The sequence below is a fragment of the Synechococcus sp. RS9907 genome (assembly GCF_014279615.1).
Classification (GTDB): domain Bacteria; phylum Cyanobacteriota; class Cyanobacteriia; order PCC-6307; family Cyanobiaceae; genus Parasynechococcus.
Window position 1 is genome coordinate 2,161,703 of sequence record NZ_CP047944.1, and the last position, 12,279, is coordinate 2,173,981.

Here is a 12,279-nt window from a genome sequence, read left to right on the forward strand (position 1 = left end):
CTCACGCCCAGGTGCCACGCCACGAACCTGTCGCGTTCGACTCGCGTGATGAACGAGTCAAGCTCAGCCCAGCCGCAGCGAACTGCTGTCTTCGGGGTTGGCAGCAACGTAGTGACCAGTAGTTGCTGAAGACGCGTGCCCCAATGTGCTCTGCAGAGTGAACACGTCAACACCACGGCGCACAGCGTGTGTCGCGTGACTGTGCCGTAAACGGTGTGGGTGCAGCTCAAGGTCAGCGAGCTTTCCCCACTTCCGCATTGAAAACGCGATTGCTTGGCGCGTCAGGTGTGTTCCTGGCCGTTGCCCTTTGAAGATGTAGTCGGATGGTGCGCCGCGGCCCAGAGACTCAAACAAATCCATCGTGTCGCCGCTAACGCGGACCACTCTTGATTTGGAACCTTTGCCGAACAGTTGAATTTGGCCGCCATGGCTCAAACGCTCAACATCACCCCATTTCAACCGCGATATTTCGCTCACGCGACACCCCAGCAGATAACTGCCCTTAACCAGCACATAGTCACGACGAGCTTTGAGGCTGGTGACAGCAGATCTTGAAATCACCGACAGCAGTGCTGCCAAGTCTTCTTCTCTGACGGATTTGGTCGTTTTCGGTGCATGAAGCAAGCATCGCGGTGGAACTGGATTCCTTGGGACACCAGTTGTCGTGCAACGCGCTGGCTCCGATGCCCACCGATAAAAAGCAGACACCGCTGAGATTCTGCGGTTGTAGCTGTTGGGCTTCAGATCACCGGCATCAACACGCTGCCGAAGGTCATCAACCCACTGCTGCATCACGTGGGGATCAATCTGTCGAAGCAGCAGATCTGGGTAGTTGGCCTCGCGCCAACGTGTGAAATGCCGCAGCTCGCGCATGTAACCGCTGCGAGTCTCAGCACTGTTCGTGCGGCTGCACTGCCCAAGGAATTTGCGCAGCAGCAACTTGTCGCCCCAGACGCTGTGTCCAGCTCTGGCGTGGTCATAGAGCTTCGAGACAAACGCCAATGCTTCGTGGCGCTCCATACCTGCCAAGACCGATGGCAGATTTGTCGTCGATTTGTCGTCAGCCGAATTTTCACCTTCAGTCGTAATGACTGAAACGCCTGTTGGGGCAATGTTTGAGGGGGCCTTCCAGCCCCCATGAGTCATTTGGGTGATAAGGCTGACCTCACCCCATCTCCCTTAAAGGGTCAGGCAGCAACAGGGGCTGCTTGACGGGAGAAACGAACGATGTTGTTCGCAGTTACGGGTTTGCTCTCACCGAGCAGGCTTCAGTCACCCTCCTCATGCCCCGTCGAAACCATTGCAGCCCCGAGATGGGGGAATGGAGCTGAGCGGAATCGAACCGCTGTCCGAAACACTGGTGTGGATCACCTAGTCCGACGAAGCCGGACCCTGTCATTCTGACAGGAGTGGGGACCTGGAGCACAACGCCCTTGGGTCGAACAAACCGGCTATCCGCCGTGGCCGTTGTGCCACAAGGCCTGGAGGCAGCAGCTGGCGACGAACTCAGCGCCCTTGGCGCCCATGCCGTGAGGCCCGGCAGGCGTGCCGTCAGCTTCCAGGCAGACATGGCCTGCCTCTACCGGCTGCACCTCCAGGCTCGACTGCCCTTCCGGCTGTTGCGCCAGGTGGCGCACTTCCCCTGCCAGGGCCGGGACGACCTCTATGACGGCATCCGCGAAGCGCTCGACTGGGAGCGCTGGCTGCATCCCTCGATGACCTTCCGGGTGGATGTGACCGGAACGGCACCGGGGCTGAACCACAGCCACTTCACGGCGTTGCAGGTCAAAAACGCCCTTGTGGACGCACAACGGGATCTTTGGGGAGAGCGTTCCTCCATCGATCTCGACGACCCCGATCTCTCCCTGCACCTGCACCTCGGCCGCGGGGAAGCACAGCTAAGCCTGGATGGCAGTGGCAGCAGCCTGCACCGTCGTGGCTACAGGGCCGCCATGGGTGCGGCACCGTTGAAGGAAAATCTGGCCGCTGGGCTGATCCGCCTCACGGGCTGGGATGGAAGCCAACCCCTCGTGGACCCCTGCTGCGGTTCAGGAGTGCTCCTGATCGAAGCGGCCCTGGCCGCCTTGCAGCAGGCCCCGGGGTTGGAGCGCCGCTTTGCCCTCGAAGGATGGGCCGATTTCCAGCCGGAGCTCTGGGACAGAGAAGCTGATCGCGCCCGGCAACGGCGCAGGGGGGACCTCACCCTTCCGCCGCTCCTGGGGATTGAGGCAAATCCCACCATTGCCGATCAGGCCCGGGCCAATGTGGAAGCCGCTGGGCTGAGTGGAGTCATCCACATCTGCACGGGCACGTTCAGCGATCAACCCCTTCCGGAGGGGCCTGGGGTGTTGGTCTGCAATCCCCCTTACGGCCAACGGATCGGCGATGAAGCGGCGCTGGAGGCGTTGTATCGAGAGCTTGGCAACTACGTCAAAGGCCAGGCCAAGGGGTGGAAGCTCTGGTTGCTCAGTGGAAATCGCAACCTGACGGGAGCCCTGCGTCTGAAGGCCGAGCAACGGATTCCCGTGAGCAACGGCGGCATTGACTGCCGCTGGCTGCACTACGACATCCGCTGATCAAACCCGTCCCATCACTGCCCGCACCGTTTTCATCAGTCCCTCCAACGTCTGAGGCAGGAACGGGCCCTTCAGCACCTGGCCGCCAATGCGCAAGCTGATGCCCGCCAGCACCAGGTTGGCCACCGCAAGGCTCAACAGTGCGCGGATCCAGTCCAGATCCCACTGGGCCTGAATCCAAAGCAGCAACGACGCTTCGCCCGCCAGCAAGGCCAGGAACATGGCCGTGCCTCCAATGGCGAGGAACAGGCCACCGCTGATCAGTCGGCGTTTTTCCCGATCCACTTCCTGCAGGGCAATCCGCACGTGCAGATCCATCACTGACGCCGCCAGTGCTGTCACCCGAGCTGCCGCTCCAAATCCGCGGGGAGAGTTCTGATCGGCCATCAGGAACGCCGCCCCCCGCGAAGCATGCTGCCCAGCAGCAACCCAACACCAAGAGCAACACCCACAGCCAGCAGTGGTCGCTGACGCACAGGCGCCTCGATCTTCGGCCGCAGGGTGCTGTTCAACTCATCCAGCAACTGTTCCAGTTGCTCTTCGAGGGGATCCAGGCTGTCAGCCCAGTCGCGGCTGCGATCACCGGCGCTGTGGAGAAGCTCCTCCAGTTGCTCCCGAACCCCTTGGGGCGTCAGGCCTGTGTTCTGTTCAATCAAACGAACCAACTCATCCACACTCCCCCGTGTGGCTTCAAGGGTGTGCTCAGCAAGATCCGGCCAGCGCTCCTGGATCGTCGGCAGCAGGCTTTCAAAGCGCTCACGGAAGTGGTGCTCGAATCTGCCGTTGGACTGCGGCGATGGCGAGGCCATGAAGACCGTTGGCAGGACGCTTTAGAAGGGTAGGGAGACTGAAGGCTGAGGGAAAGTCTTTGCCGCGATACGCCCTGCTGCGTCACACCGGAGCACCGGACGACCCCAGCGGATGCCACATCGATCTGCTGCTGGAGGACGGGGACAGCTGCCGAACTTGGCGACTGGCCACAGTGCCGCAGCTCAATGCAGCAGCCCAACCAGCGGTTCCCCTGCCTGCCCATCGAAAGGTCTGGCTGGAACCCCGCAGTGCTGCCGTTTCGGGCAATCGGGGCTGGGCCGAACGCATTCATGCCGGCAGCTACAGCGGAGTGCTCCCCAACGCCGCGGATGCAGACGTCACCCTGCAGCTCGAGGGCGACCTCCAGGGCTGCCTGCGCATCAATTCCGGGCACTGCTCCATATCGAACCCTTGAGCTTTTCGTGGGTTCCGCTAATTTCGACTCGCTGACAGCCCCAGATCCTGTTGGTTCATATCAATCAGGTTGGGCTGACGCACTTCAAGTCGTTCGGCGGAGCGATGACGATCCCTCTTGAAGAGGGATTCACCGTCGTGACCGGACCCAATGGCTCCGGCAAAAGCAACATCCTTGATGGCGTTCTGTTCTGCCTGGGCTTGGCCACCAGTCGTGGCATGCGGGCTGACCGCCTGCCGGACCTGGTCAACAGCGGCATGCTCAAGGCCGGCAAGGCCGCTGAAACAACCGTCAGCGTCCGCTTTGACCTGAGCGACTGGACCCCCGATGCCGCTGAGGAAGGCCTGGAGGCACCAGCGCAGGGGCCCTGGATTCAACCGGGACAAACGGAATGGACGGTGACCCGCAAACTGCGGGTGATGCCGGGGGGCTCCTACAGCTCCAGCTACAGCGCCGACGGGGTGCCCTGCAACCTGCAGCAGCTGCAGACCCAGCTGCGCCGCCTTCGGATTGATCCCGAGGGCAGCAACGTGGTGATGCAGGGGGACGTCACCCGCATCGTCTCGATGAGCAACCGCGACCGCCGCGGCCTGATCGATGAACTGGCCGGTGTTGCCCTGTTCGACACCCGGATCGAACAGACCCGCCGCAAGCTCGATGACGTGCAGGAGCGCCAGGAGCGCTGCGGGATCATTGAGCAGGAACTGCTGGCCAGCCGCCAACGGTTGGAGAAGGACTGCGCCAAGGCCCGGCAATACCAGGACTTGCGGGAACGGCTGCAACTGGGACGCCGCCAGGAGATGGTGCTGGCCTTCGAAGCCGCCCAGCAGGCCCTCAAGGATCTGGCCACGCGCCAACAGGCGCTGGAAGCCCAGGAACAGAGGGACGCCGCGGCCATTGCCAGCGGCCGAGAGCAGCTGAACAAGGCCGTGGCCGAACTGGACTTGCTCCAGGAGCAGGTGAAGGCCCTTGGGGAAGACCAGCTGCTGGCGGTTCAGGCGGAACTGGCTGGCCTCGACACCAGCAGCCGTGAACTGGAGCGCCAGGCCAGCCTCCACCAGGACGAAGGCCAGAAACTGCAGGCGCAGCGCCAGGACCTCGCCACCCGTCGCCAGCAGTGGCAGCTGCAATCACGGGAACTGGAACGCGATCCCCATCAGGACGCCCTCAGCGCCGCCGAAGACAACTGCCGGGCCGCTGAAGCCGCTGTGGAAATGTCCCGCCGCCGGCTGGCGGATGTGGCGGGCCGCTCCGGCGCCTGGGTCGAGGAACAGAAGCGCCGCAGCGGTCGCCGGCAGGAGTTGCAAAGCAGCGTCGCTCCCCTACTAGAGGAGCAGCAGCAGTTGCAGGAACGGCTGCGCCAGGAACGGGAACGGCTGGAAGAGCTCACCCAGGAGCAGCACCAGGACGGCGCCGACGGCGACGCCGTGCAGCAACAGCTCGCAACCCTGGAGGAGACCTGGCAAACCCTGCTGCAAGCCATTGCCGACGGCAAACAGGAGCTCCAGCAGACCGCCGAGTCACTGGCCATCCAACAGCGCACCCGCAGCCGGCTGGAGCAGGAGCAGACCCGCTTGGAACGGGAGATCGCTCGGCTGGAGAGCCGGCGGGATGCCCTTCAGGAAAGCCGCGGCACCGGAGCCCTGCGCCTGCTGCTGGAGGCCGGCCTCGATGGCATCCACGGCCCTGTGGCCCAGCTGGGAGAGGTGGAGGATCGCCATCGCCTCGCCCTGGAAGTGGCCGCGGGGGCCCGTCTCGGCCAGGTGGTGGTCGACGACGACCGCATCGCCGCCCGCGCCATCGAACTGCTCAAGAGCCGCCGTGCTGGCCGGCTCACCTTCCTGCCCCTGAACAAGATCCGCGCGCCAGGGGGCGGCGGCTCTTCAGCCGCCTTTGCCCGGGGTGCACGCCCCGGTGGGGACAGCGGTGCTGGCCTGATCGGCCGGGCCGTGGAACTGGTGCGCTTCGAACCGGTCTATGACCAGGTGTTTGCTTACGTCTTCGGCGACACCCTTGTGTTCTCCGACCTGGCGAGCGCCCGTCAACAACTGGGCCGCTCCCGGGCGGTGACCCTGGATGGGGAGCTGCTGGAGAAGAGCGGCGCCATGACCGGCGGCAGTTTCTCCCAGCGCAGCAGCAGCCTCAGCTTCGGCCGCAGCAGCGATCAGGACGAAGCTGAACCCCTGCGGCGGCGCCTGCTGGAACTGGGGGAATCCCTGGTGGCCTGCCGGCGGGAGGAGTCGAAGCTGGCCCAACTGATCGAACAGCAGAAACCCCAGCTGCGCGAACTGGAAAAGCAACAGGCGGCCTTGATCGCCGAGCGCAATGCCGCCCGGCGCAACCACGGCCCCCTGCTCGAGCGCAGCCGCCAGCGGGCCGAACGGCTCAGCAAATTGCAGCAGGACCAGACCGAGCAACAGCAGCGGCTCGAAGCCATCAGCACTGCACTCACCCCACTCACCGCGGAACTGCAGGCCTTGGATGAGGCGGAGCGCAACAGCGGCAACAACGACGATGCCGCCGCCTGGGCCCAACTTCAGACGGAACAGGAAGCCGCCGACCAAGGGCTGGAGGCGGCCCGCCGCGAACGCGACCAGCTGCTGAATGCCCGCCGCGAGCGGCAGCTGGCGATTGAACGCCTGGGGGATCAAGAAAAGGCTCTGGCCGCCGAAGAAACCCGCTTGCAGGAGGCGGTGAAGGCCCTCGCCAGTGCCCATGGGGCCTGGCGCCAGCAGCAGAGCGACCTCGCGGAGAAGCGCAAAGAGCTCGAGCAGCAGCAGACCGACCTGCAGGAGCGCTTCGGCAGCCAGCGCCGGGCCCGGGACGCCGCGGAAGCCGAGGTGGGCCGCCAGCGTCAGGCCCTGCAGCAGGCCGAATGGAACCTGGAGCGGCTCAAGGAAGACCGCGAAGGATTGATCGAAGAACAGCGCAGCGGTGCGGTGCGCCTGCAGGAGATGGAACAGGCCCTGCCGAACCCGAGGCCGGAGATCCCGGAAGCCCTGCGGCTGGCGGGCTTGGAAGCCTTGCAGACCGATCTGCAGGCCATCCAGCAACGCATGGAAGCGCTGGAACCCGTGAACATGCTGGCGCTGGAGGAACTCGAGGCCCTCGAAGAGCGGCTCAACGAACTCAACGAACGGCTCGACGTGCTCAACAGCGAGCGGGAGGAACTGCTGCTGCGGATCGAAACCGTGGCCACCCTGCGCCAGGACGCCTTCATGGAAGCCTTCACCGCCGTGGATGGCCATTTCCGCGAGATCTTTGCCTCGCTCTCCGATGGTGATGGCCACCTGCAACTGGAGAACCCGGAGGAGCCGTTGGAAGGTGGCCTCACCCTGGTGGCCCATCCCAAGGGCAAAACCGTGCGGCGCCTGGCCTCGATGTCGGGGGGAGAGAAATCACTCACCGCCTTGAGCTTCCTGTTCGCCCTGCAGCGCTTCCGGCCGTCGCCCTTCTATGCCCTCGACGAGGTGGACAGCTTCCTGGACGGCGTGAATGTGGAGCGTCTCGCAGCCCTAATCGCCCGTCAGGCCGAGGCAGCCCAATTCATGGTGGTCAGCCACCGCCGCCCGATGATCGGCGCAGCCCAGCGCACGATCGGGGTGACCCAGGCCCGCGGCGCCCACACCCAGGTGGTGGGTTTACCGGATGCCGCCTGAACGATCGGAGTTTTCGCTGTGCAATCTGAACGTGACAGGCGGAACCCCTGCGCCACAATGGTCTGAATGTCCATGGCCGAGGGCCCGCGCTTGACCCCGACCCCTACCCCAAACGACGCCATCACCACTGGCGTACCCAGCGATCGCCTCTGGTTGCGCTCCGAACTGATGGGCACCCAGGTGATCACCCGTGACACCGGCCGCCGTCTTGGGGTTGTGGGTGAAGTGATCGTCGATATCGACCGCCGTGAAGTGGTGGCTGTGGGGCTGCGGGACAACCCCCTGACCCGTTTCCTGCCCGGCCTGCCGCGCTGGATGCCCCTGGACCGGATCCGTCAGGTGGGCGACGTGATCCTGGTGGATTCGGCCGACTCCCTGAGCGAAAACTTCAACCCTGAGCGCTACAGCCGGGTGATCAACTGCCAGGTGATCACCGAGTCCGGCGAACAGCTGGGGCGGGTGCTCGGCTTTGCCTTCGACATCGAAACCGGCGAGCTCACCACCCTGGTGATGGGTGCCCTTGGCGTGCCCCTGCTGGGGGAAGGGGTGCTGAGCACCTGGGAAATGCCGGTGGAGGAGATCGTCAGCAGCGGGCCGGACCGGATCATTGTTTACGAGGGAGCCGAAGACAAGCTCAAACAGCTGAACAGCGGCGTTCTGGAAAAACTGGGCGTCGGTGGCCCCAGCTGGGAAGAACAGGAGCGAGAGCGCTACCGGGTCAACCTGGTGCCCGTGGAAAATCAGCTCACCTCCGGACAACCCCAGGAGCAAGAGCAACGGCGTCTCCAGGCTTCAGAAGCCGAGCGGTTTGAGGCTGATGCAGAACTGGAATATGTGGAGCTGGAGGACCGGCGGCAGGAGTCCATGCAGCAACGCCGCTACCTCGATGAGCCCCAGAGGTACGACGAGCAGCGCTACGCCGAACCTGCCCGCTACGACGAGCGGCCGGCTGAGCGAGCACAGACCTACAACGAGCCCGCACCCTTCGATCAGCAGCCTGCCTACGAGGAACAGCCGCCGCGGCGTGCCATGCCTGCCTCCCGTCGCGCGGTTCAGCAGTCGGGTGAACCCCTGGATGTGGAACCGATGGAGGATGCAGCGCCCCAGCGCCGGAGCCAGGATCTCGACGATCCCTGGTGATCGGGCCTGAGGCGCTGAACGGTGTTCAGGACGCCTTGAAGTTCAACGATGCGCTGTTGACGCAGTAACGCTGGCCCGTGGGGGCGGGACCATCCGGGAAGACGTGTCCGAGGTGGGCATCACATTGAGCGCAGTTGATTTCGGTGCGCACCATCCCGTGGGTCAGATCCTCTTTGGTGGTGATCGCCTCGGCACTCACACCGTCCCAGAAGCTGGGCCAACCCGTGCCTGAATCGAACTTGGTCTCAGAGCTGAACAGCGGCGCACCACAGCAGACGCAGTGGTACATCCCCGTGGCCTTGTTGTTCCAGTAAGCCCCGGTGAACGCCCGCTCGGTACCGCCGCAGCGAGCCACCTGAAACTGCTCCGGCGTCAGGGATTGCTTCCACTCCTCGGCGCTGCGTTCGACCGGATTGGACGGGGACATGGTCGTCGGAACCAGAGTGGGGCGCAGCCTAGGAAGCGTTGAGCTCTCGGGGAAGCAAACCCCTCACCTCGGCGGCCAATGCGGCCACCGCCCCGGGTTCTCCCCGCAACGCCTGGAGTTCCTGGCGCTGGCCCTCAAGCCGCTCAGGGGCGTTCAGCCAATCGCAGGCCTCCTTCGCAATCTCCTCCGGGGTGATCGCCCCCACCCGCTCCGGCACCACAGCACGGCCTGCACTGATGTTGGGCCAGGCCATCAAGCCGTTGTTGCGCAAACGCCAGAGGGTCAACAGAACCCCGATCAGACGCCGCAGACCCGGCAGACGCGCCAGCAGCCCCAGCCCGCCGTCCCAGGCCTGCATCACCTCCAGGTGCTGGGTGGGAACAATCACGATCATCGGCACCGCAAGGGCGCCAAGTTCGGCCGTGTTGGCGCCGACCGTGGTCAGGGCCAGGGCGCACTGGCTCAGGGGGCCATGGGCCGGATGCTGCTCCAGCAGACGAATCCGTGTGCCCGCACCCGTCACCAACTCCGTCACCGACTCCCCCTGCTCCACCGAAGCAACGGTGGCGCTGTAGCGGGCAGCAATCGGGTTGGATGCGCCGGCGAAACGCAGCAGTTCATCAACGCTGGTGGTGGGAGCCAGCGGCAGCAAAAAACGGCATCCGGGTTGCAATCGGGCCAAACGATCGGCGGTATCGAGCAGAAACGGCATGCCGACGCTCAACTTGGCCGGCTTCGATCCCGGCAACAGGGCCACCCACTGGCCCTCGGGGAGAGGCTCCTCGCGACGAGCGAAGGACGACAGATCCGCCATCAGATCACCGACCACGCGGCACCGGGGCTGGTAACGGACCGGCAGCTGGCGCCGCACCGCGTCCGACATCGCCGCAATCCGATCGTTCCAGCCCGGCCAACGCGCCACCCACTCGGCATAGGTGATGTGGCGGTAGCCGAGACGAGCCGAAAGCAGAACGGTCCAGAACTGATCACCGCCCAGGAACACCACCACACCCTTCTGCGGCCATGGGCCGTAGCGCTGGGGACGCAGCAGCAGCGACCAGAAGCGGCCTGCCGGCACGATGCGCTCGAACAAACCCCAGGGCTCCGCGGCCGCACGCTCTTGGCCCGTGGCATTGGGGCAGGGCACCAACACCAAATGCAACGAAGCTGGCGCACTCTGAGACCGGGGGCGCAGACGAAGGCTGGCGTGCAGCCGTTCCGCCAGGGGACGAACCCAGGTGGTCAGTTCGCCGGGACCGTTCGAAACGAGAACAACGGCCGGTCCTGGTTCTGCTGCGCGGGGACGGGCCAAAGAAAAAAATGCGGATGGCGAGACTTGAACTCGCAAGGCCGAAGCCACACGCCCCTCAAACGTGCGTGTCTACCAATTCCACCACATCCGCGTGGTCGACTTCACCGCTCGGGTGCTGTCGAGGTCAGATCATACCGGGCGGGGTCTTCGCTCCTCGGCAACTTCGGTCGGCGCTGATACGATCCGGCGTCAGGCCTGAACATGCTGCGGGATGCCCATCGGCAAAGTGCTGATCGCCAACCGCGGCGAGATTGCCCTCCGGATCATTCGAAGCTGCCGCGAGCTCGGCATCGCCACCGTGGCGGTGTACAGCTCCGTTGATAAGGACGCTCTGCACGTGCAGCTCGCCGATGAAGCGGTCTGCGTGGGTGAAGCCCTGAGCAGCAAGAGCTACCTCAACATTCCCAACATCCTGGCGGCAGCCACCTCCCGCGGTGCTGACGCCATCCACCCCGGCTACGGCTTCCTGGCGGAGAACGACAAGTTCGCCGAGATGTGCCGTGATCACGGCCTCACCTTCGTTGGCCCGTCCCCCCACGCGATTCGCTCGATGGGGGACAAGTCGACCGCCAAATCGACCATGCAATCGGTGGGTGTTCCCACGGTGCCCGGCAGCGAGGGTCTGCTCAGCAGCACCAGCCAGGCGGCCGCCCTGGCCGAGGAGATGGGCTATCCCGTGATGATCAAAGCCACCGCCGGCGGCGGTGGTCGCGGCATGCGCCTCGTACCGGACGCCAGCCAGCTGGAGAACCTGTACAAAGCGGCCCAGGGGGAGGCGGAAGCCGCCTTCGGCAACCCCGGCCTCTACATGGAGAAATTCATCGATCGGCCCCGCCACGTGGAAGTGCAGGTGCTGGCCGACCGCCACGGCAACGTCGTTCACCTGGGTGAACGGGACTGCTCGATTCAGCGCCGTCACCAGAAACTGCTGGAGGAGGCCCCCAGCCCAGCCCTGGATCCTGACCTGCGCCGCCGCATGGGCGAAGCCGCCGTTGCTGCCGCCCGAAGCATCAATTACGAGGGCGCCGGAACGGTGGAATTCCTGCTGGATCGCAGCGGTGGCTTCTACTTCATGGAGATGAACACCCGGATCCAGGTGGAGCATCCGGTGACTGAAATGGTGACGGGTGTGGATCTGATCGCTGAACAGTTGCGCATCGCCGGTGGCGAACCCATCAGCGTGCGCCAGGAAGACATCCAGCTCACTGGCCATGCGATCGAATGCCGGATCAACGCTGAAGATGCCCGGCACAACTTCCGTCCCGCCCCCGGACGCATCACGGGATGGCTGCCCCCCGGCGGGCCGGGTGTGCGCGTCGACAGCCACGTCTACACGGGCTACGACATTCCGCCCTTCTACGACTCCCTGATCGGCAAGTTGATCGTGTGGGGCAAGGACCGCGACCATGCCATGACCCGGATGAAGCGGGCCCTGAATGAATGTGCCGTCACCGGGATTCCAACCACGGTGGACTTCCACCTGGAAATGCTGGATCGGCCGGAGTTCATCAACGGCGACGTGCACACCAAATTCGTGGAGCAGGAAATGCTGCCCTGAGCTCAGGCCACGGCCTGGGCGTGCATCAGGATCTGAGAGAGCAGCCCCTGCTGGCCAACCAGCAACTCACGCACGAGGCTGATCAAGCCCACCCAGATCACTGGTGTGACATCGACTCCACCGATCGGGGCGATCACGCGGCGGCTCAGCGAGAGCACAGGTTCCGTTGGCCAGGCCACCAGGGGCCAGGCGCCCTGGCTCAGATCGACCTGGGGGTACCAGGTGAGCACGATGCGCAGCAGGAACGCCAGGGTCCAGGCCGCCAGCAGCAAGCCCAGAAGCAAATGGAGGACTGGCAGGGCCTGCAGCAGCAGCGGCGGCGTCACAAAGCTCAAAGCAAATCGTCCCCTCATCGTAGAAAGACGGCATCGCTTCTTAAGAT

11 protein-coding genes and 1 tRNA gene are annotated in these 12,279 nt (G+C 64.5%); 5 read left to right on the top strand and 7 right to left on the bottom strand.

The window, feature by feature from the left end:
- Positions 1–63: 63 nt before the first annotated feature.
- Positions 64–1,146, bottom strand: a complete 1,083-nt coding sequence (locus SynRS9907_RS11795) for a tyrosine-type recombinase/integrase (protein ID WP_255445910.1) — start codon at positions 1,144–1,146, stop codon at positions 64–66.
- Positions 1,147–1,433: 287 nt separating this feature from the next.
- Here SynRS9907_RS11795 and SynRS9907_RS11805 point away from each other — a divergent pair, with 287 nt between their 5' ends.
- Positions 1,434–2,576: a class I SAM-dependent RNA methyltransferase gene (locus tag SynRS9907_RS11805; RefSeq protein WP_188021144.1), complete on the top strand. Its 1,143-nt coding sequence runs from the start codon at positions 1,434–1,436 to the stop codon at positions 2,574–2,576.
- Here the strand turns inward: SynRS9907_RS11805 and SynRS9907_RS11810 are convergent, their stop codons facing one another.
- Together SynRS9907_RS11810 and SynRS9907_RS11815 are read right to left on the bottom strand one after the other, a co-directional pair.
- Positions 2,577–2,963 (bottom strand): phage holin family protein, encoded by a 387-nt coding sequence (locus tag SynRS9907_RS11810; RefSeq protein WP_115080570.1) that lies wholly within the window; start codon positions 2,961–2,963, stop codon positions 2,577–2,579. It abuts the gene before it with no gap.
- Positions 2,963–3,385 carry a YqjD family protein gene (locus SynRS9907_RS11815; protein ID WP_006850868.1) on the bottom strand — a complete coding sequence of 141 codons (423 nt, stop codon included), beginning with the start codon at positions 3,383–3,385 and terminating at the stop codon, positions 2,963–2,965. The genes SynRS9907_RS11810 and SynRS9907_RS11815 overlap by 1 nt, the downstream gene beginning before the upstream one ends.
- Positions 3,386–3,444: 59 nt before the next feature.
- Here SynRS9907_RS11815 and SynRS9907_RS11820 point away from each other — a divergent pair, with 59 nt between their 5' ends.
- From SynRS9907_RS11820 to SynRS9907_RS11830, 3 genes are all read left to right on the top strand, one after another.
- On the top strand, positions 3,445–3,801 hold the full coding sequence (locus SynRS9907_RS11820) for a hypothetical protein (protein WP_188021145.1): 357 nt from the start codon (positions 3,445–3,447) through the stop codon (positions 3,799–3,801).
- A 50-nt stretch (positions 3,802–3,851) separates the two neighbouring features.
- Positions 3,852–7,460: a chromosome segregation protein SMC gene (gene smc / locus SynRS9907_RS11825; protein ID WP_188021146.1), complete on the top strand. Its 3,609-nt coding sequence runs from the start codon at positions 3,852–3,854 to the stop codon at positions 7,458–7,460.
- A 90-nt stretch (positions 7,461–7,550) separates the two neighbouring features.
- Positions 7,551–8,600 carry a PRC-barrel domain-containing protein gene (locus SynRS9907_RS11830; protein ID WP_370586639.1) on the top strand — a complete coding sequence of 350 codons (1,050 nt, stop codon included), beginning with the start codon at positions 7,551–7,553 and terminating at the stop codon, positions 8,598–8,600.
- Between the two features lie 25 nt (positions 8,601–8,625).
- Here SynRS9907_RS11830 and msrB read toward each other — a convergent pair whose 3' ends face one another.
- From msrB to SynRS9907_RS11845, 3 genes are all read right to left on the bottom strand, one after another.
- On the bottom strand, positions 8,626–9,027 hold the full coding sequence (gene msrB / locus SynRS9907_RS11835) for a peptide-methionine (R)-S-oxide reductase MsrB (protein WP_114988670.1): 402 nt from the start codon (positions 9,025–9,027) through the stop codon (positions 8,626–8,628).
- A 28-nt stretch (positions 9,028–9,055) separates the two neighbouring features.
- Positions 9,056–10,339 carry a glycosyl transferase gene (locus tag SynRS9907_RS11840; protein ID WP_188021148.1) on the bottom strand — a complete coding sequence of 428 codons (1,284 nt, stop codon included), beginning with the start codon at positions 10,337–10,339 and terminating at the stop codon, positions 9,056–9,058.
- Between the two features lie 9 nt (positions 10,340–10,348).
- Positions 10,349–10,430: transfer RNA gene (locus SynRS9907_RS11845), tRNA-Leu, on the bottom strand.
- 120 nt (positions 10,431–10,550) lie between these two features.
- Here SynRS9907_RS11845 and accC point away from each other — a divergent pair.
- On the top strand, positions 10,551–11,897 hold the full coding sequence (accC, locus tag SynRS9907_RS11850; RefSeq protein WP_188021149.1) for an acetyl-CoA carboxylase biotin carboxylase subunit: 1,347 nt from the start codon (positions 10,551–10,553) through the stop codon (positions 11,895–11,897).
- A gap of 2 nt (positions 11,898–11,899) precedes the next feature.
- Here accC and SynRS9907_RS11855 read toward each other — a convergent pair whose 3' ends face one another.
- On the bottom strand, positions 11,900–12,232 hold the full coding sequence (locus SynRS9907_RS11855; RefSeq protein ID WP_255446049.1) for a YggT family protein: 333 nt from the start codon (positions 12,230–12,232) through the stop codon (positions 11,900–11,902).
- Positions 12,233–12,279 lie beyond the last annotated feature (47 nt).